Origin of the sequence: Leptospira fletcheri, assembly GCF_004769195.1 — a bacterium.
In the GTDB taxonomy this organism is placed as follows: Bacteria; Spirochaetota; Leptospiria; order Leptospirales; family Leptospiraceae; genus Leptospira_B; species Leptospira_B fletcheri.
The window spans coordinates 74,812-94,460 of sequence record NZ_RQET01000001.1; the positions used below are offsets into that span (position 1 = coordinate 74,812).

Below are 19,649 nucleotides of genomic sequence, written 5' to 3' on the forward strand. Positions count from 1 at the left end.
GAACGTTATTTCAGTAAGGGCTTGATCTGCTTCGCCCAGATCTTATACGCGTTTTCGTTTACGTGAATCTTATCCGTCTTTCCTTCGTACTCTAAAGCCAATTCTTCTCGTAGAAACGGAAGTCCTTTTGTCCGAAAATACGGCCAAATATCCAGATAACTGAAATTCGGACTTCCTGCAGCGATTCTCGCCAAGGCGGAGTTTACGATCGGGGACACTGAGTTCACTTGCCCGCTCAATACGGGGGGAATTCCCAATAAGATCACTTTTGCATTCGGCAAGACGATCCGGATCCGAGAAACGATCTCCTTCTGCTTCGATTCTATGTAATCCAAACACTTCCCTTCTCGGATATCGTTTCCTCCGATTTCGAGGACGATGTACGACGGTTTTAGAGGAAATACGGTGCTTTCAAGCCTGCCTAAAAGAAGCTCGGTCATGTCTCCCGGAATCCCACGGTTGACGGAACCGGGAAATTCCTGCTGCAAAAGTTCCGAGGGAAAACCGGCCATCAGGCTGTTCCCTACAAAAACGATCCGAGCCGTTTTGATCCGCGCATTCTCTTTGGAATAAAATTCGACTGCTTCCTGATACTTTACCTGATAGAGTTTCCAGAAGTCCGGATCTCTAGAACCTAGATTCCCTGCGCATTCGAAATTCGGATGGTAATAATCCACAATCTTCGCATTTCGAAGACTAGCGCAGGAGGAAAGAAGAAGTAAGGAAAGACAAACGCGAACGAAAATTGTCATACGCCAAGACAAAATTTCCTGAGGATTCTCAGTTATTCGTTGTCCTTCATATGGAAACGTTTGTGCCAATCGGCGATCTGAGCCTGTAAATATTCTTCCGTATCACAAATACGGAATTCGATGGGGTTGTTGGAAACTGTATCGATCAATTTGGCTTCAATATAGCCGTTTTTTAGTTTATTGATCTCGATCTTATATTTCATCCGACAATCTCTCCGTTATATCCAGGATTTTTATCCTACCGAGAGTTTCAATCTATTACGAATTTCCGTTCCGAAAACGAACGATTTCCTTCTTTCCTCTCGGATCCGAATTCCGTAAAAACGCTCTGGATATAATTACTACGAACAACCTTACATTATTTCTACGGTTTTTTCCTGAATTTATAAAGTTCGGGAAAATTATCCGCGGAGTAAAGATAATCATTTCCTAAAATGCTTTCCCAATCCACTTCCGCGCCTTTTCCGGAGGAGAATTCGGGAAGGAACCCCGCGTCTAAAATCAATTTGACGGTTTCCAGCGCATCGGATCCCTTTACGTTCAGATATCCGCTGGCAAACAGCGAATTGGCAGCGAACAAGGCCATACTTTGTAGGCTTCTGAGATGCCCCTCTCTTCCGGCTGCGATCCGTACTTCCGAGTCCGGATTTACCAAACGGAAAGCGATCAGCACTCTCAGGCAAAATTCGGGAGTCAACGGTTGGGGTCGGCGAACGGCATGGCCTGCTACCGGAATAAAGAAGTTGACCGGAATGGAAATCACGCGGAGAGCCTTGATTTCGAAAACCACATCGACGATGTCCTGGAAAGATTCGCCCATCCCCACGATGACCCCGGAGCACATTCCGATTCCGGCTTCCGAAAGATTCGAAATCGTTTCCACTCTCTGCTCGTACGTATGAGTTTCGCAAATTTCAGGGTAATGAGACTTGGAAGTATTTAAATTGTGGTTGTATCTGTCCAATCCTGCTTGCTTCAGGATAGCGGCCTTTTCGCGATCCAACAGTCCTGCGGAAAGGCAAACCTTTAAACCGAGCTCCTTATGGATCCTTTCTATGGTCCGAGCCAATTTTTCGGTCGTATTCTGATTCGGCCCCGTTCCGGAGGTGACCATACAAAACCTGTATGCTCCGTTCTCTTTTGCCAGAACCGCATCTTGGAAGATTTCCTCTTCCGATTTTAAAGGATATTCCTGCACACCGGAATTCGCATTTTTGCGCTGAGCGCAATAACCGCAATCCTCCGGACAATGGCCGTTTTTAATATTATCCAAAATATGAATTCGAACCGATCGGCCGAAATATCGTTCCCTGGCACGATACGCCTGATCCAAACATTCCGTGAGAGGAATCTTCCCCTCTAAAATAGAGAGAGCCCCCTCGCGACTGATCAGACTAGGCACTTCGGAAAGTACTTTTTCTTCCATTGCACCGGGTTTTTGGGTTACGGTTTGCATTCTCCAGATAGTTTCCAGGACCCTTGGCAATTGGCAATCGATATTCCTGTCCAGGAGAAATGTCAAGAAGGCACATGATAGGAGGAAAGCGCGATTCTGATCGCCCCGAAGATTCGATCTAAAGATTCCTTAGAAATCGTATAGGGAGGGGTCACATAGATTACGTTTCCAAGAGGTCGAAGAATGACTCCGTTTTCCAGACAAATTCGTTTGAATTCTTTGGCATAGGAATAGACGTATCCGGGTTTTTCTTTCCCGGTTTCCAACTCTCCCACTCCCACGGCACCCAATACCCGGACGTTCCTAAGCTTTTCGGGAAACTCAGCGCGAATCCTGGACCATCCTTCTTCTAAGCCTAGTTCCAGCCGCTTCACGTCATCCAGTCGATTTTCCTCTTGGAAAATTTTCAAGGAAGCCAAAGCCACCGCACAACCGGAAGGATACCCGGTCATCGTGTGTCCGTGATACAAGGTCTTGAGCGGTTCCTCGGAAAGAAATTCCTGATAGATCTCTTCGTGAACGAGAGTAACTGCGAACGGTAAAATTCCGGCGGTCAATCCTTTCGCCAAAGCGACCATATCCGGCACGATATCGGCGGTCTCGTACGCGAATTTGCGTCCCGTTCTTCCGAAACCGGTAAATACTTCGTCCAAAAGAAGGAAGATCCCGTACCGATGCGTCAGTTCTCTCAGCTTTTTTAAGACCTGCGGTTTGTGAAAAAGCATTCCCCCCGCACCCGCGATCAAAGGCTCGAGAATAACTCCAACCACTTCGTCGGAATGAAGGGAAAGATAGGCTTCCAGTTCGTCCAGACAGTCTTCCGAACAGGTTCTCGGATTTTTTCCGACCGGACAATCATGGCAGGCCGGAGTAACAAAATCTTTGGTGGAAAAAAGCAGGGATTGAAACACACGATTAAAAACGGAATCTCCCCCCACACTCATCGCACCGATGGTATCTCCGTGATAGGAGGAGGAGAATTTTATGAAAACTTTTCGTTTCGTATCTCCCCGATTTCGAAAATACTGCCAGGCGATTTTCAGCATGATTTCCAAAGCGGTCGAACCGTTGTCGGAGTACACTACTTTGCGGAATTTCCAGTTCGTGAATTGCAGCAACTCGTGAGCCAGTTCCAATGCCGGGGGATGGGTAAACCCGGCGAGCAACACGTGATCTAGCCGGTCCACTTGGTCCTTCAAGGCCTGGACTAACTTAGGATGGTTGTGACCGTGGATGCTCACCCACCAGGAAGAGATTCCGTCCACATAATCCTTTCCGGTTTCGTCATAGAGGAATTCGTTTTTGGCGGAAACGATTTTCAAGGGAGGATCGGCGCCCAATTGGGATGTATAAGGATGCCAAATCAAGGGAATAGAATCTCCGGTAGAATTCCCTTAGGATCGAACTCTTTCTCAACTCGATCCAGAAATTCCTGGCGAGCCAACCTTCTATCCGGCAACAAAAACGTTCCTAATAGGCCGATCTCGCTCGCTTCGATTACGGTACGGATATTATCGGAGCGAAGCGGATTTTCGGGACCGATAAAGAATACACCGTGACATTTGATGGAAGACCGCTTCATAGCCTCTATGGAAAGAAGAGTATGATTGATCGTACCTAATCCTGTGGATGCCACAAGAACGACCGGCAATTGGGATTGTGAGATCAAATCGATATTATAATAATACCTTTTCAGCGGAACGTAAAGCCCGCCGGCTCCTTCGATCAGAATTTTTTCCGAACGGATGCTGAAGAGATGCCTGGATAGTTCCTCTGTCTCCACTTGAACGTTCGCTAGTTCCGAAGACAAATGAGGAGAAGCCGGGATTTCGAACGTATAATAGTTCTTCAAAAAATATTTCTCATTCAGGCCCGTCAGATTCATGATCTTGACGCGTTCCGAATCTTCTCCCGTCTGGATCGGCTTGAAATATTTTACTCCCAGGGTTTCAGCATATTTTGCCAAAAAAAGGGAACAAAACAGAGTCTTTCCTACATCCGTCCCGGTAGCCGTTACGAATACCGCCAAACTTATCTCCCCTTAAGAATTCCGATAAAGAGGTCGAGGTCCGCCTTCCGTAATTTTGCGTTCACGGAGACTCGAATTCTGGAAACATCCACCGTCGGAGGTCGGATCGCCTTGGCCTGAAAACCGAACCGGAGAAACCTTTCCGCCAGTTCTAGCGAGTGGGATTCGTCGCTTAAAAGAATCGGGACGATCTGAGTAACCGAATCCCCGAAAGAATAACCTGCCGATCCGATCGCTTCCCGCAAAATTCCGGCAAACTCCAAGATCCGCCTGCGCTCCTCTTCCATGGATCGCGCAAGTCTGATCGCGGCTAATCCTGCGTGGGCGATTGCGGGTAAGGACCCGGTGGAGAAAACAAAAGTACGAGCGCAATGCAGTAAATAGCGTCTCGCCTCCTCCGAACAGGACACCATCGCACCCTCTAATCCCAATGCCTTGCCGAAGGTAGACATCCGAAAATCGACCTTCCCTATTTCCGCTTCCGACAATTGGTCTAGAGCGCAACCGGACCCCTCGGGCCCGAAAACACCGATGGCATGCGCCTCGTCCAGGTACAATAAGGCGCCGTGTTTTTCCTTCAAACGCAGCAAATCGGAAATCGGAGCGACATCGCCATCCATGCTGAAAACGGTTTCGGATACGATGATTTTATTTCTGGAACCGGAATGCTTTTCCAGCAGCTCTTCCAAATGCAAAAGATCCAGATGCCGGAAGTAGACCTTTTTTGCACCGGAAAGCCGGATTCCGTCCATTAAAGAAGCATGATTCTTTCGATCGGCAAATACGACGTAGGAAGGATCACAGATACAGGACAGAGTCCCCAAATTCGCCGAATACCCGTTGGAGAAAAAAAGGGAGGCCGGAACTCTTAGCCAGGAGGAAAACTCCCGTTCCAGATGCTCGAATACTTCTCGGTGACCTCGGACCAGTCTGCTGGCCGTAGAACCTGCGCCGTAGATTTCGATCCCTTCTTTGAGGGAATCCAGTAGGACAGGATGTTCGGAGAGCCCAAGGTAGTCGTTGGAGCAAAGATCGATTCCGGTCGGCGGTTCCAAAGACCGGATTCGATTCGTTGCCTCCAGCCTATCAAAGAAGGCAGGTAGCTCACCGTAAAACGGGGGTTGGATGATCTTCGGCTCCCGCACTTCTTTGATCGGAAAGGAATTAAAGCATTCCTTTTACTTCTTCCCGCTCGGATTTTAGTTCGTCATGAGTGATCTTGAACTTCTCTTTTGCAAAATCGTTCAATTCCAGATTTTTAACGATTTCCACTTTCTTACCGTCGGACTTCACAGGAAACCCGAAGATCAATCCGGAATCCGCGCCGTAAGAACCGTCGGAAGTCACCGCCACACTGAACCAATCTCCTGCAGGAGTAGGAGTGATGATTTGTCGGACAGTATCTACGACTCCGTTCGCAGCGGACGCCGCAGAAGACGCTCCGCGGGCTTTGATAATTTCCGCACCCCTCTGCTGTACGTTCTTAATAAAGTCGCCTTTGAGCCAATCATGGTCCTTGATCACGTCGGTAGCGACCTTTCCGCCGATTTTTGCGTTATAAAAATCCGGATACTGGGTAGACGAGTGGTTTCCCCAGATTCCTAGGTTCGTCACGTCCTTTACGGGAACTCCTGCTTTGGAAGCCAACTGAGACTTGGCGCGGTTCTCGTCCAATTTAGTCATCGCAAACCAACGATCCGAAGGAATTCCTTTCGCGTTATTCATAGCGATCAGACAGTTCGTATTGCAAGGGTTTCCGACGACGAGGATCTTCACATCGGAAGATGCATTCTTCTCCAATGCCTTTCCTTGGTTCACGAAAATTCCGCCGTTGATTTTCAAAAGGTCTCCCCTTTCCATTCCCGCTTTTCTAGGAACGGAACCTACCAAGAGAGCCCAATTCACGTTTTTAAACGCGATATCCAGATCCGAAGAAACGCTGACTTTTTGCAGTAAAGGGAAAGCACAATCTTCCAATTCCATGATCACACCTTTGGCCGCCGGCAGAGCCGCTTCCAATTCCAACATCTGGATTTCCACCGGAGTATCTGCTCCGAACATTTGTCCCGAAGCGATTCGAAAAAGAAGGGAATAACCGATCTGCCCTGCGGCACCGGTAACTGCGACCTTGACTGTGTTGCTCATAAAATGCTATCCTACCTATATCTTCAGATTAATTCTTCAACTCTTGATCGATGATTTTCGTAAACGACTCGATGGGTTGGGCTCCTTCCACCATGATCCCGTTGATGAAAAATGCCGGAGTTCCGTTGACCCCGTATTTTTGTCCCTCTGCTATATCCGCTTCGATTTCCTGTTTCTGTTTGGATTCGTCCGCGATACACTTCTGGAACTCGGGCATATTTAATCCGCTCTTTTGAGCTAAGGAAATCACGTTTTGCCTCTCCAGATTTCCGCTGTTCTCGAATAATTGGGAGAAATAATTCCAATATTTCCCTTGAGGAATCGCACAGTTGGCGGCCACATGCGCAAACATTGCGTTCTGGTGAAAGGGCAAAGGAAAGTCGCGGAATACCCAGCGGATTTTGCCTTGGTATTTTTCCCTTAGCTGCTTGGTAACATCCTGGCTTCTTTTGCAGTAGGGACATTCAAAATCGGAAAATTCCACGATCGTCACTTTTGCATCGGCGGGACCAATGGAAGGGTTGTTTCCGGTCGCCACTTCTATTTTAGCCGGAGGGGGAAGTTCCTGTACTCGAATGTCTATATCGTATTTGCTTCTGAGTTGCTGGTAGAACGACTGACGTTCTTCGTCCTCTTTGACCCTTTTGAGGAAACTGGAAATATCTCCTTGGACTTGCTGGTAGGACTTTCCCTTTAGAGCGGGGATATTGTCTTTGTACTGGTTATAAGTGGCGACTTTTTCCTCTTCCGTGGGCTCGTAATTCGCCGCAAACTTAGTCAGCGCTTCCACGGAAACCCCTCTTTCCTTCGCTTCCAGTTCGAGCACCTTATCGTTCGCGTATTGCGAAAACAGTCTGTAAATTCTATCGTTATTGTCCGAGGCGTATTTTCGATAAACGGAAGGACTGGATTCTTTCACGTCGTTTAACGTATAATAGCGGTGCCCAATCTTAACGTACTGCTCGGGTGAGAAAAATTTATATACAGGATATACGGTAAGAAGGACATAAACTCCGAAGACTCCCGCGAGTACGGTCGTTTTGTTCAGCGTAGAAAAAAGGGTGGCAAACCGGGGAGTACTCTCTTCCGACATAATCTCCTGTCCTGGGAAAAACTTCCCTGACTACCAATTTAGAAACCGTCACCCCTCTGGCAAACGATTAAATTCAAGCCTCTCGCAGGACGAATTTTCCCTTTTTTCTCGTCCTTTGGGTGCGCTTACTAGGGAGCATTTTTGGGAATCCAGTACGCTTCCCAAGGGAGAAAATTCAAAAAATCATTAAGCCCTTTTCCTTCCGGCCGATGATCAATATAGGGAAATCTCGAGTGATCGGTCCTTTTTCCAGGCAATCACGGAGTCTCTCCCGAAAGACTTAGGACTGCCCAAAATCCAATGGGTAGAGTCATGGAAAATGGACCTGAAAACGGAGGTTTAGGTTTATGAACGTTAACGGAATGCAAAACGGGGGGAAATATTTCCCGCAATGGTCTCCCCCGCCCAAAGAAACGGATCGAACGGAAATTCGATCCTTGGATCCGGTGGAGTTGAGAAATTCGAAAATAGAATCCGGCAAGAAAAAACTCCCTGAACCGGAAGAGCTGGTGATGAAACCTTCGCCGGTAAGCACGGAAGAGAGAATGAGCCAAGTCATCAGTCCGGAACAAATGAAAGATCTTTTGTCTATGATCGTCAGTTCCCGTTTTAGTCGGGAATCGAACGAATCTATGCCGGTTCGTAAAATCGATCAAAAAGGTTGATCTTTGTTTTTTTTCCCGGCATTATTATACTCTCCCAAATTGGACCTTTTCCTAATCGTCCTTGCGATCGTTTCGTTCGTAGGCATGGCCTTCTTTTTTTATTGGGAAGTGTTTCGCCCCTACTCCGCCAAAATGCGGCCGGGACAAATGGAGCCTCCGGAAGAAGGAGACTTTGCGGAGATCGTCGTTCCAGAAAGTACCCGTTATTATAAATTCACCGTAGGCCAATCCTACGGAGATATCGTCACTCTCTGCAAATCCATCCAAGACGAGCATCTCGTTTTCGTTTTGAAAAAGGGAAAGGAAACCGAAGATTACGATATTTTCATCCATCGGAACGGACCGGTACTGGTCAAACCTCCTAGAATGCAGTTCTTTACGAAAATGGAATCCGAGGAAAAACTGGAAAGTCATGAAATCATAGGACAAACCGCTTTTTTCCGAATCTCCGATAAGATCAACCGGGAGAGGATGACCCAGTATTTCGAAATCGGACTGACTAGCTCCTTCTTCATCAATAAGATGGGAAAAGAAAGAATGAAATTCATTTTTACCGTGCAAAAAATCCACCCGGGATTGGCTCTACGCTCCAGGGACAAAAAGGGAATTTATTCTTTCGGGAAAGAAAGAAGCGAGGAGGAATGATTCGAAAACTCTAAAGTTTTCTGGATCGGATCTTAGCCCCGTCCGTATCGATTCCGATACGGACCAATTGACAAGCGATCCCTGTTTCTTCCGTGAATTGTCGCACCAAAGGACCGAGTTTTCCGGCGATCCTCTCCGAATTCTTTCTCTGGCAATAGAGCAGTACCGAAGGACCGCTACCTGAAAGGGACAATCCGATCACTTCCTTGCGAACCTTGTCGATCAAAGGCATCAAAGGAAACTGGGAGTTCATACGATAAGGCGTGTGAATCCGATCTTCCAGAGCCCTTTCCAGAAGTTTCGGCTTACCCGAATCCAAAAATTCCCACCAGGTCCCCAAGCGACTCATGTTAAAAAGTACGTCCTCTACGGAATATGCATCCGGCAAACATTTCCGGGAATGGTTCGTTTCGATTTCGAATCTAGGAATGAGAAAAAAACAATGGATCCCTTTCGGAAATTTTTTCTTAAAATAAAAAAGCCGATCCTCTGCAAAATAGGAAAACACAAACCCACCCAAATAGGCCGGAGTCGTATTGTCCGGGTGCCCTTCCAGCAACGCGAGCTTATACAGAAAATCCGCCTCATTGGGAACGGAAATTTCCGGATAAAAGGTCTGGTGTGCGAACCTTGCCGCAGCGTAACCCGCAACCACCGCACTCGCACTGGAACCCAATCCTCCCTTTAGAGGCAAATCCAACTCCATGCAGACGGTATAGGGAAACGGATTTTTCCCGGGTAGAAAATTCGAAAAATAATCCCGGTAGGAAGAGAGCACGAAATCTTCCTTTTCGGAAAAAGGCGGGACTTCCATGCCTTTGACCTTGCTGGAAAAAGAGTCGGAGGATCCGAATTCGAAGTCGAATCGATTATAGATTTTGAAAGCAAGTCCGAACAGATCGAATCCCGAACCTAGATTCGCGGAAGTTCCCGGAACTTGAACCTGTAATCTGTATCTGTATCTGTATCTGGATCCCATGACGACCTGACAATCGCCATTCTTCGGTCGCCACTTCGATCGTCATTTGCTTTTCTTCTTTTCAATTCGAACGGTGCGGAAACGATGATTTCCCATATGCATTTCGGTTGGATGGACGCTTTCGTAGTATTCGTTTATTTCGCGCTCGTTCTGTATTCCGGTTGGAAGACGAGTAGAAAGATGCCCGACGCTCAGGAATTCTTTTTAGCGGGAAGAACTCTTTCCTGGATTCCTCTTTCCTTGTCCATTGTAGCGACGGAAACCTCTGCTCTTACGTTTTTGGCCGTACCGGGAATAGCGTATGCCGGAAATTTCACCTTCCTGCAGGTCATATTGGGATACATTTTGGGCAGGATAGTCGTAGCCGTATTTCTTTTGCCTCTCACCTATCACGGAAACTTCATGTCGGTGTACGAGTGGGTAGGAAAACGGTTCGGTCGCAATTCGCAGCGTTCCATGTCGGCTCTTTTTTCCCTCACTAGAATTTTGGGAGACGGAGTGCGACTCTACGCATCCACTCTGCCGATCGCGATTTTATTGGAGCTCGCCTTCTCCGGATTTTCTTCCCTGGAATTTTCCGCCCATACCATAGGGACGATCTCGCTCTTTTTGATCACTGCGGTTACGTTAGCATATACCATGCAAGGTGGATTTCGTTCCGTCGTTTGGGTGGATACTTTACAATATTTCGTTTATATATTCGGCGGAATATTCGCATTGGGGTTGTTGCTGACGGAAACCGGCAATATCTCGGATATTTTTCACGCGGCAGAGAACTCCGAAAAATTGAAGTTCCTAGAATGGGGGGATCCCAAAGCTACGTATTTTCTTCCCTGGGCGGTCTTGGGAGGAGCACTCTTAAGCTTGGGCACTCACGGCGCGGACCAGATGTTCGTACAAAGGGCATTGGCGGCGAGAAACCTGAAAGCCGCCCAAAAAGCAATGGTGATTTCCGGCCTGGCCGTATTCGTTCAAATGCTCCTCTTTTTAGCGATCGGAACCCTTCTGTATTTCAGATACGGAGGAAAAAACCTTCCGCAGGACAAAGTATTTTCGGAATTTCTAATTCACGAAGTTCCCTCCCCTCTGATCGGTCTGCTTTTATCAGGCATTCTTGCGTCCACGATGTCCACCTTATCCAGCTCGATCAATTCTCTCTCCTTGACTGCAAAAGTTGACTTCGGTTGGAAATCTTTAGGGGAAAAGAAAGGAAGTTTTCTATTCGGAATTCTTCTCTTTCTCAGCGCGTATTTTTTCTTTTCCCTTCCGGAAGAGAAAACCAAGGGATTACTCGAACTGGGCTTAAAGATTTCCTCTTTTACGGTCGGATCCATGGTCGCGGTATTTTTGACCGAAGTGATTCCATTCTTACGGGCCAAAATTCATCCGGGAGACGTAAGCCTAAGCGTTTCTTTGGTAGGAGCGGTCTTAGGAACCGGAATCCTGGGGACGATCTACAAATTCGGATTCACAATCTTGGTTCCGATCGGCATGATCCTATTTTGGATTCTTGCGCTCGGGGCAGGAATTCTTTTCCCTAAGAAAACGAACGCTAGCTAAGGATGCGTAGGATGAGTTCCTTGAATTCCGCCGCACGCGTAAAATGCATGTAGTGATCGCCTTTAGGTATCGTGTGGAATTCCGCATTGGGAAAATACTCCAACGCCGCAGAACGATCGGTGTCTCGAAAATACTCCGAAATGCCCCCGATGATGAAAGATGTCGGCCCTTCGTATTTCCTAACTTCGTTTCCGTATTGGGAATCGAACATGCGTTTGGAGTTTTCGATTCCTTCCACGTTCAATTTCCATCTATAGCCGCCCTCTTCTCTACGTTCCAAATTCATTAATAAAAAATTTCGAATGAACGGATCCGGGACGAACTCGGCCATTTTTACGTCCACTTCCTGCCTCGACTTGGCGTTCATAACGTCCACTTTTAAGGCGGAAAGTTCCCCCTCGTAAGTGAATTCGTAGTTTCTAGGAGCCACGTCTTCCACGACCAACCGGGAGATCCGATCCGGAATATCCAGAGTCGTCTCCATAGCGGTGAGCCCGCCCATCGAATGTCCGATTAGGATTACCGTGGAAAGATTCCGGTCTTCCAGGAATTCCCGCACGTCCTCTGCCATAGCTTTTATCGTGTGAACCGGAGAGTGAGGGGAATCTCCGTGATTTCTCAAATCCAAAGAAAATACGTCGGTAAGTTCGCTCAAATACTCGGATACGGTGATCCAGTTTTTGGAGGACCCGAACAATCCGTGAAGAATCAAAATCGGATCCGAAATCGAAGAAGGAAAATCCTTCTTTTTGGGATAAAATTTAAACGCCAACTTCACTTGGAGCCGCATTCCTCTTGGATGATCTTCCATTTGGAATGAAATTTTTTACCGTACCGATACGGCAACTCTTGAAGCGTTTTTCTGAAGGAGGAAAGGATTTCCGCTTTAGGAAGTTTGGTATCGCAGAGGAACGTTTCTCTGTCTTTCACGTAATGCTGGAGACGTTTATCGATCTGAGAGGAAAAAATTTGGGAGTAATTTCCGTTGGGATTCAGTCCTAGATACCTCAGCCTCCTGGATTGCTCGTCTTGTAGGACGCATATCGGATCCGGGCCGCATTTCACTTCCGGAGTATTTTTTACGGCGAGGTAAGCGGCAAAATCCCCTGGTTTGGAATTCGGGTTGGATTCGGCGATTCTCCAGAAGGCTTCGGGACGAACCCGAAATCGACTCCCTTCTTTGGAATTCGTGCTGGAATCCGCCCAAGTTCCTTCCTTGGTACGGATTCCGATTTCCGAAGGAAACTTTTTGAAAAGCTCTTCCAGTTTCGGTCCGGTCTTCGTCCTGATTTCCGCGGATTGAAGTTTTTCCAAGTATTTCTGGAATACTACCAAGCGACGGATTTTTAAAAATAAGAACTCGTCTCCTCTAAAAACCGTTCCCTCTTCGACTCCGGTCAAATAATTGAATACGGACTCCAATTCAAGAACCCCGGAATCCTGGTACAAAAGTCTTTCCACCGCTTTCGTAATTACATTGTACGTTCCGCGGCTTCCGATTCGGAACAAAGAATTGGAATCCGCCCAACCCTTGAGACCGTCACGGTCCGTCAGCAATCGAAATTTGGATTTGGATTCCCTCAGATTCTCCGAATTCAGAATTTCACCGAAAGAAAGTTTCCGAAGCACCTCCGATTTCTTTTCCGGAAAGAGGTACAAGGGCGTACTCGGCTCCAGTACGATAAATTCGTTTTTAGACTCTCCGAAAATCGGAAAGAAGAAAAGCCAGCTCAGGATAAAAGGGATCCAGGGGCGTTTCCGCATGCACCTATCGGGACAAATCCCTTACCATTTCGGCGATCCGAGAAACGCCTTTTTGAATGTCGTTTTCACTCATCGCATAGGAAAGACGTAACGCTTCGTCGTCTCCGAAAGCGATTCCGGGAACGGCGGCCACCTTATATTTGTCCAGAAGGTGAGCGCAGAACAATTTGCTTTTGCTCTTTTCCTCGGATGCAGCCGAAAGTTTTTTGAAACCTGGAGTTTCGTATACACCTGCGAGATACGGGAATACGTAAAAAGCTCCCTGGGGAAGGTTCACTTCCACGCCCGGAATTTCTCGTAAGAGCCGGACGATCAGATCCCTTCTTTTTTGGAAGGCGCGCGCCATTTCGAGCACACATCCTTGGTCCCCTTTCAGAGCCGCTTCTGCCGCCGCTTGGGAAATGGAAGAGGGATTGGAGGTGGATTGGCTCTGGATCGTATCCATGTTTTTGACGATTTCAACAGGCCCGACTCCGTAACCGATCCTCCACCCGGTCATGGAGTATGCTTTCGAAACTCCGTTAACGATAAAGGTTAATTCCTTGAGTTCGGGAGAAATCATCGCCAGATTGCAGAATTCGAAACCGTCGAAGACGATTCTCTCGTAGATATCGTCGCTCATGACGAGGAGCTTATGTTTCAAAACGACTTCGCCTAACGCTTCCAATTCCTTTCTGGAATACGCGGATCCGGTGGGATTCGAAGGGGAATTCAGAATGAGGACCTTCGTTTTGGGAGAGATCGCCTTTTCCAAATCGGCGGGAGAAATCCGGAACTCGTTTTCCTTGCTCGCGGAGACTAGGACAGGAACTCCGTCCGCAAGCCTTACGATATCCGCATAGCTGACCCAGTACGGTGCGGGAATCACGACTTCATCCCCTTGGTTCAGAGTGGCTAGAAAGAAATTATATATGACCTGCTTTCCACCGGTACCGACGATGACTTGGTTTCTGGAATATTCTAAACCGTTATCCCGTTTGAATTTCGTGAGAATTGCGTCTTTTAATTCTACCGTGCCTGAAACGGCGGTATAACGGGTCATCCCCTGATCGATGGCGTTTTTAGCGGCTTCCCGGATATGGGCGGGCGTTTCGAAGTCCGGTTCCCCTGCTCCGAAGCTGACGATATCTTCCCCTTTCTTTTTCAATTCGGCGGCCTTGGCGCTAATGGCCAAAGTCGGAGAAGGTTCGATCACTTCCAACCTTCTTGCAATCCAGTCCATTTCTTCCTCTCTTTTCGTTTCGATCAACATTCGCGTAAGAAACCTTCCCTTTCCGGTTTAAGCTCCGACCTTTTCTTCCAAAGATTCGCGGAATTGGTCGAGAGTGTAAATTTCGTATTCGTATCCCTGCTCGGTCAAAAAAAGCTGTCTGTTTTGTCCGAATCTTTCTTCATTCGTATCCCTGGAAATCAGAGAATAAAACACCGCAGTATTATCCTCTCCTTTCGGTCTCAAAATACGCCCCAGTCGCTGTGCTTCTTCCTGACGAGAACCGAACGTTCCCGAGACCTGTATTGCGATATTGGCGTCTGGCAAGTCGATGGAAAAGTTCGCGACTTTACTGACCACCAAGGATTTGATCCTTCCGGACCGGAACGCATCGTACAATTCCTGTCTTTCTCCGAGAGGAGTCTTTCCCGTAATCAGAGGGATTTTAAATGTCTTGGAAATCTCCTCCAACTGGTTGATGTACTGGCCGATCACAAGCAAATGAGACTCGGAGTGCTTCTTCATGATCAGGTCGATCGCCTTCATCTTTTCCGGATTTTCGGAAGCAAGCCGGAATTTCTCCCTGTCGTCCGCGATGGAATAGCGCATCCTCAAATCGTCGTCCATAGAAACACGGATCTCCCTGCATTTCGCCTCGGCGATCCACGATTTGCTTTCCAATTCCTTCCAAGGAACATCGTATTTCTTGGGTCCGATCAGACTGAAGACGTCCTCTTCCAGTCCGTCTTCCCTGACTAGAGTAGCCGTAAGACCTAACCTTCTCTTCGCTTGCAACTCGGAAGTCATACGGAAAACGGGAGCGGGCAGAAGGTGCACCTCGTCGTAGACGATCAATCCCCAGTTATTCGCGCTGAACAAATGGAAATGGGTAAAATCCCCGCCTTTCTTTTTCCGATGCGTAAGGATATTGTAAGTAGCGATGGTGATGGGCTTGATTTCCTTCACTTCTCCGGAATATTCTCCGATATCGGATTCCGGAATATCCGTCTTATCCAAAATTTCGTTTTTCCATTGGCGGATCGAAAGAGTATTCGTAACCAAAATCAGGGTTTCCGCGCCTACGATCTGCATGACCCCGATTCCCACGATGGTCTTTCCGGCGCCGCAAGGTAGAACGACGACTCCGGAACCTCCTTCGTTGCCTCCCCCCGCATGAAAGACCTCTACGGAAGCGCGCTGGTAGTCTCGCATTCCGAACTTTCTTCCCGACTTGGTGGTGGGCCTGAGATTAAAACCGTATTTATTCCCTTCGTCATAACCTGCGAGGTCTTCGACCGGGAAGCCGATTTTGATCAATGCTTGCTTGATATGCCCGCGAAATTCTTTTTTAATATAGATTTTATCGGCTATCGTGTTTTCGATATACGGTTGGACCGCACGGTGGTTGGAAATTTCTTGGAGGAAGCCCTTTTCATTAGAAATAATGCAAAGATCTCCGTTTTCTTCCTTTACCAATTTTACTTTTCCGTAACGGCTAATCTGTTCGCGGATCTCGTTGATTACGTTTTTAGGGACCGAGTACCTGGAATACTGCTCCAGACATTGCACGATCTCGTCAGCAGTCATTTTGATCGAAGCGGCGTTCCATAGGGAAAGCGGAGAAATTCGATAGGTATGCAGGTATTCGGGACTCTTTTCCAGTTCCGCAAATTTGGAAACGACGGTCTGGCAAGCTTCGAATTCGGGGTTATCCACCTCGAGAAGCATGGTCTTGTCGCTTTGTACGATTAAAGGTTTACTCATTTGGATGCGGAATCTCCCTGTAACTTAGACTGAAAACGACCCCTTTCTTGTCAAGAAGAAAGCCTGTATAAGGCGGAATCATGTAGGTTTCACTAAAATTCTGAATTCTCCGGAAAGCTCGGAATAGCTTTTAAGTTCGGTTAATCCTTGACCGGAAATGAGAGCATTTCCGGGAGCGCTGCAAGGCTCGACTGCGATCGAACTTAAATCGGGACTCGTGTAGATTTGATAATATTCCAGAGGGATCTCCTTTTCTTGCCCGGGAGGACTCAGGATCGTGATCGAATACTTTTCCTTGCAATTTTCTAATATAACTCTCGGATCCTTTCCGTAAAACAAATGATCCATCGGTCGGATCTGTCCGTCAGTCACCGAATCTATCTGATTCGAAACGGAAGGAATGTACGGGAGCAGTTTGTCGTCCAATTCCAGATTTTTGTCCAAGTGGAGATGGATCCTCCAATCCGCCGGACTTCCTTCCAATTTGAAATAAGGATGATAACCGAATGCGAATCGAAGCGGATTCGCTTTTAAATTATTGAATTTAATTCGGATCGTGAGTAGTACTCCGGAACCGATCTCTTCTAAAATGATTTCCTCTCTAACTGCGACCGCAGCGGCCGGACTATCTTCCCAATGATCCGGGATCAAAACCCGAAATTCCGCCCCCCTCTCCCCAGGAAATACCTTTAAGGCCTTTCTAGATAAGGAATGCGTGAATCCGTGCACCGGAAATCCGTTGGAATCCTTTACGATTTCGGGAAGTTCCAACTTCTTTCCGCCGAAAACCAATTCCGAAGAGGCATGCCGGTTCACCCAGGGAAACATGAGAAAGCAACCCGAACCGAAAGGGGCCTGCTCTTGTTTCCACGGAGCGAGGATTTCGATTTTTTTGGAAGTTTTACTGTGGATCCAATCCCAAGCGATCCAATGCGTCCCGTCCGTCGTAAACGAAGAGCTTTCCGTCCGAAATTTGAGCATCGCGGAAAGAAGTTGGGGAGAACTTCCGATTGGGAAACAAAAAAACGGTTTTGGCCGTATTTTTTGCGGGAAAAACCGGACTGGGAAAGGAATTGATGACTAGGTCTTGTCTCCGAATATGGACATCCTGAGGTCCTAAATGACTGCCCTTCGCATTCTTGCCAAATCCTTCCCTCTTACGATCTTTCTATTTGCGTTTTCCTGCATCACTCTCCCGCAAACCAGACAGTTGGTTCCTGTGGAAAAGATCGTCTCAGGTCGGGATAAGGACAAAGTTCTCGTCCTGCCGATAGAAGGAATCATTTCGGACGACTCGAGAGAAGGAAATATATTTACCGGAGAAAAGGATTCGGTACTTTCCTCGGTCAAATTGCAACTGTCCTATGCGATGGAAGATCCGAACCTCAGAGCGGTCATCTTAAAAATCAATTCCCCCGGCGGAACGGTTACCGCGAGCGATATCATTTATCGGGAAATCCTGGAATTTAAGAAAAAGAAACATGTCCCCGTGTTGGCGCTTTTCATGGATACTGCGGCTTCCGGAGCATATTATATTTCCATGTCTTCTGATTACCTCTTGGCTCACCCGACTACGGTGACCGGATCCATTGGAGTGATTATGCAGGGGATCAATGTAAAAGAGGGTTTGGATAAGATTGGTATCAAGGACCAATCCATACGCTCCGGAGAAAATAAGGCGGTCGGCTCTCCCTTGGAAGAACTCACTTCCGAACAGAGAAAACTATTGCAAGGAGTCGTGGACAATCTGTACGATCGCTTTTTCGAAGTCGTAAAAATGGGAAGGCTAAAAGTGAAGGAAGGCGACCTCAAAAAATTGGCCGATGGACGGATCTTTACCGCCTCGCAGGCGATGAAACACGGATTAGTGGACGGCATCGGGTATTTCGAAGATGCAGTTACCGTAACGATGCGTTTGCCCGGATATAAAATGACTCCTGGAAACATAAACCCGAGAGTGGTATTTTATTCTCACGCAAAAGAAAAGCCGGAAACGTTTTACCATATCCAAGGCTTCTCCCCCGAATCGCCCACTCTACTGGAAAGAGTCGGATTAGGGGTAAATCGGGTCCGTTTTTTATACATGTTCTCTCCTTGAAAAGGAAACTGGTCCGGAACTTTCGGTAACTCCCCCGCATGCTATTCAATTCCCTTCCGTATCTCGCGTTATTTTCCGTAACCTTCCTGCTGTATTGGTCTTCTCCGCAAAAATGGAGAAAGGACCTTTTGCTCCTAGCTTCCTTAATTTTCTATTTTTATTCTGGGCTGGCGTTCACCGCTCACTTTCTGACGGTCATAGCTGTGAATTTCTTCTTTTCCCTAAGATTATGGAAAGAGAAGTCCCAAGGCCGATCCACCTCCCGAACCTTGTTTTGGGTAATAGCATTAAATTTTCTGAATTTAGCTTTTTTTAAATATTTTTATTTCCTGCTGGAAACTCTGGATTTGTTCAAAGGGGGCTCCGCCTTTTCGGATTTCGGAAGAGGCGTTCATATACCTCTCCCTCTCGCCATTAGTTTTTATACGTTCCAATTGGTGGCGTTACAAGTAGACATCCATAGGAACCATGTGCCCGATCGGATCAAAGCCTCCGATTATTTCTTATTCATATTATTTTTTCCGCAACTCATTGCCGGCCCGATCATGCGGACCACGGATTTCCTTCCCAAACTCGATAAGCCTTGGATCGACTTCGATCGAATCAAATGGGGAGTCTTTCTCATTCTTTCCGGCTTATTCAAAAAAGTTGTGCTCGCGGATAATATTGCAGTCATCGTAAATCCGATTTACGCGCAGCCTTCCGCTTACAACGCGGGTGCCCTGTATTTGGGCCTGTTCGGATTCATCAGCCAAGTGTATTGCGATTTCAGCGGATATACGGATATCGCCCGCGGCTCGGCCTTCCTTTTGGGCTATGATATTCCGGAAAACTTCCGAGGTCCTTTCCTTTCTCCGTCATTTCGTGAATTTTGGGGACGTTGGCATGTGACCCTATCCACCTGGCTCAAGGATTATCTGTACATTCCCTTGGGCGGAAGCCGCGGCGGAATTTGGAGAACCCAGTGGAATTCCTTCCTGACGATGACCTTGGGAGGGCTTTGGCACGGGGCGAATTTCGGATATCTCATTTGGGGAGCTTACTTAGGAATCATTCTGGGTGCGGAAAGATTCTTGTCTCCGGGAAATCCGAAAGACGAACCCGAACCCAAAGGACTCCGACGTTTTTTCAGAATCGCATTGACCGTTCATCTGTTTTCCTTATCCGGAATCTTTTTCCGGTCGGCGGCGATGGGAAAGGAATCTTTACGTTTAACGAAAGAATACTTTTTAGGTTTCGGGAATCTTTTTTCCGGGAAGCCGATTCCGCGTTGGGAAGAACTGTTTTTATTCGTAATTCTTGCCTTTTTTTGGAATGCAGTGCAATATTACCCTTCTCTGCGTGACCGGATTCGTTCTCAATTTACCTGGCTTTTGCCCGTTTTCTCCCTAATCGTCCTGCTTTTACTGGGAATCTTTGGAGACGGCGGAGGAGATTTCATCTACTTCCAATTTTAATGAGATTCGGTTTGCCCCGAGCAAGGCGTTTT

19 protein-coding genes are annotated in these 19,649 nt (G+C 47.3%); 5 read left to right on the plus strand and 14 right to left on the minus strand.

The annotated features are described in order from the left end of the window. Positions 1-5 precede the first annotated feature (5 nt). The 8 genes from EHO60_RS00310 to EHO60_RS00340 form a co-directional block, all read right to left on the minus strand. Entirely contained in the window at positions 6-752 is a 747-nt protein-coding gene (locus EHO60_RS00310; RefSeq protein WP_135766179.1) for a GDSL-type esterase/lipase family protein, read from the minus strand. Positions 753-784: 32 nt separating this feature from the next. Next, complete coding sequence (locus EHO60_RS17055; RefSeq protein ID WP_167880118.1) at positions 785-955, minus strand: hypothetical protein; 171 nt, start codon at positions 953-955, stop codon at positions 785-787. A 161-nt stretch (positions 956-1,116) separates the two neighbouring features. Beyond that, a complete protein-coding gene (bioB, locus tag EHO60_RS00315; protein WP_135766180.1) occupies positions 1,117-2,208 on the minus strand; it encodes a biotin synthase BioB in 1,092 nt (363 codons plus the stop codon). A gap of 62 nt (positions 2,209-2,270) precedes the next feature. Further along, the gene (bioA, locus tag EHO60_RS00320) at positions 2,271-3,575 is read right to left on the minus strand and encodes an adenosylmethionine--8-amino-7-oxononanoate transaminase (protein WP_135766181.1); all 1,305 of its coding nucleotides are present in this window, start codon (positions 3,573-3,575) and stop codon (positions 2,271-2,273) included. Next, complete coding sequence (bioD, locus tag EHO60_RS00325; protein ID WP_135766182.1) at positions 3,572-4,237, minus strand: dethiobiotin synthase; 666 nt, start codon at positions 4,235-4,237, stop codon at positions 3,572-3,574. The genes bioA and bioD overlap by 4 nt, the downstream gene beginning before the upstream one ends. Before the next feature lie 2 nt (positions 4,238-4,239). Then, entirely contained in the window at positions 4,240-5,382 is a 1,143-nt protein-coding gene (locus EHO60_RS00330; RefSeq protein WP_135766183.1) for an aminotransferase class I/II-fold pyridoxal phosphate-dependent enzyme, read from the minus strand. A gap of 19 nt (positions 5,383-5,401) precedes the next feature. After that, positions 5,402-6,382, minus strand: coding sequence for a malate dehydrogenase (locus tag EHO60_RS00335; RefSeq protein WP_135766184.1), 981 nt, complete (start codon positions 6,380-6,382; stop codon positions 5,402-5,404). A 28-nt stretch (positions 6,383-6,410) separates the two neighbouring features. Then, positions 6,411-7,475 (minus strand): DsbA family protein, encoded by a 1,065-nt coding sequence (locus EHO60_RS00340; protein ID WP_135766185.1) that lies wholly within the window; start codon positions 7,473-7,475, stop codon positions 6,411-6,413. Between the two features lie 347 nt (positions 7,476-7,822). Between EHO60_RS00340 and EHO60_RS00345 the strand changes: the two genes are divergently transcribed. Both EHO60_RS00345 and EHO60_RS00350 read left to right on the plus strand, forming a co-directional pair. After that, complete coding sequence (locus tag EHO60_RS00345; protein WP_135766186.1) at positions 7,823-8,140, plus strand: hypothetical protein; 318 nt, start codon at positions 7,823-7,825, stop codon at positions 8,138-8,140. 3 nt (positions 8,141-8,143) lie between these two features. Beyond that, the gene (locus EHO60_RS00350) at positions 8,144-8,785 is read left to right on the plus strand and encodes a hypothetical protein (protein ID WP_135766187.1); all 642 of its coding nucleotides are present in this window, start codon (positions 8,144-8,146) and stop codon (positions 8,783-8,785) included. Positions 8,786-8,795: 10 nt separating this feature from the next. On the opposite strand, the gene thrB is transcribed toward EHO60_RS00350, so the two are convergent. Continuing rightward, positions 8,796-9,764, minus strand: coding sequence for a homoserine kinase (gene thrB / locus EHO60_RS00355; RefSeq protein ID WP_135766188.1), 969 nt, complete (start codon positions 9,762-9,764; stop codon positions 8,796-8,798). Positions 9,765-9,860: 96 nt separating this feature from the next. On the opposite strand from thrB, the gene EHO60_RS00360 reads away from it, so the two are divergent. After that, positions 9,861-11,324, plus strand: coding sequence for a sodium:solute symporter family transporter (locus tag EHO60_RS00360; RefSeq protein ID WP_135766495.1), 1,464 nt, complete (start codon positions 9,861-9,863; stop codon positions 11,322-11,324). Here the strand turns inward: EHO60_RS00360 and EHO60_RS00365 are convergent. From EHO60_RS00365 to EHO60_RS00385, 5 genes are all read right to left on the minus strand, one after another. Further along, positions 11,317-12,114: an alpha/beta fold hydrolase gene (locus EHO60_RS00365; protein ID WP_135766496.1), complete on the minus strand. Its 798-nt coding sequence runs from the start codon at positions 12,112-12,114 to the stop codon at positions 11,317-11,319. The two genes, EHO60_RS00360 and EHO60_RS00365, sit on opposite strands and share 8 nt — an antisense overlap. Next, a complete protein-coding gene (locus EHO60_RS00370; protein WP_135766189.1) occupies positions 12,099-13,088 on the minus strand; it encodes an SH3 domain-containing protein in 990 nt (329 codons plus the stop codon). The genes EHO60_RS00365 and EHO60_RS00370 overlap by 16 nt, the downstream gene beginning before the upstream one ends. Positions 13,089-13,092: 4 nt before the next feature. Further along, positions 13,093-14,310 (minus strand): pyridoxal phosphate-dependent aminotransferase, encoded by a 1,218-nt coding sequence (locus tag EHO60_RS00375; RefSeq protein WP_135766497.1) that lies wholly within the window; start codon positions 14,308-14,310, stop codon positions 13,093-13,095. Positions 14,311-14,367: 57 nt separating this feature from the next. Then, complete coding sequence (locus tag EHO60_RS00380; protein ID WP_135766190.1) at positions 14,368-16,062, minus strand: DNA repair helicase XPB; 1,695 nt, start codon at positions 16,060-16,062, stop codon at positions 14,368-14,370. A gap of 78 nt (positions 16,063-16,140) precedes the next feature. Further along, positions 16,141-17,043: an aldose epimerase family protein gene (locus EHO60_RS00385; protein ID WP_135766191.1), complete on the minus strand. Its 903-nt coding sequence runs from the start codon at positions 17,041-17,043 to the stop codon at positions 16,141-16,143. Positions 17,044-17,272: 229 nt separating this feature from the next. Between EHO60_RS00385 and sppA the strand changes: the two genes are divergently transcribed. Then, a complete protein-coding gene (sppA, locus tag EHO60_RS00390) occupies positions 17,273-18,160 on the plus strand; it encodes a signal peptide peptidase SppA (RefSeq protein ID WP_135766498.1) in 888 nt (295 codons plus the stop codon). A 38-nt stretch (positions 18,161-18,198) separates the two neighbouring features. Then, positions 18,199-19,617, plus strand: coding sequence for an MBOAT family O-acyltransferase (locus EHO60_RS00395; RefSeq protein ID WP_135766192.1), 1,419 nt, complete (start codon positions 18,199-18,201; stop codon positions 19,615-19,617). Positions 19,618-19,649: the final 32 nt, after the last annotated feature.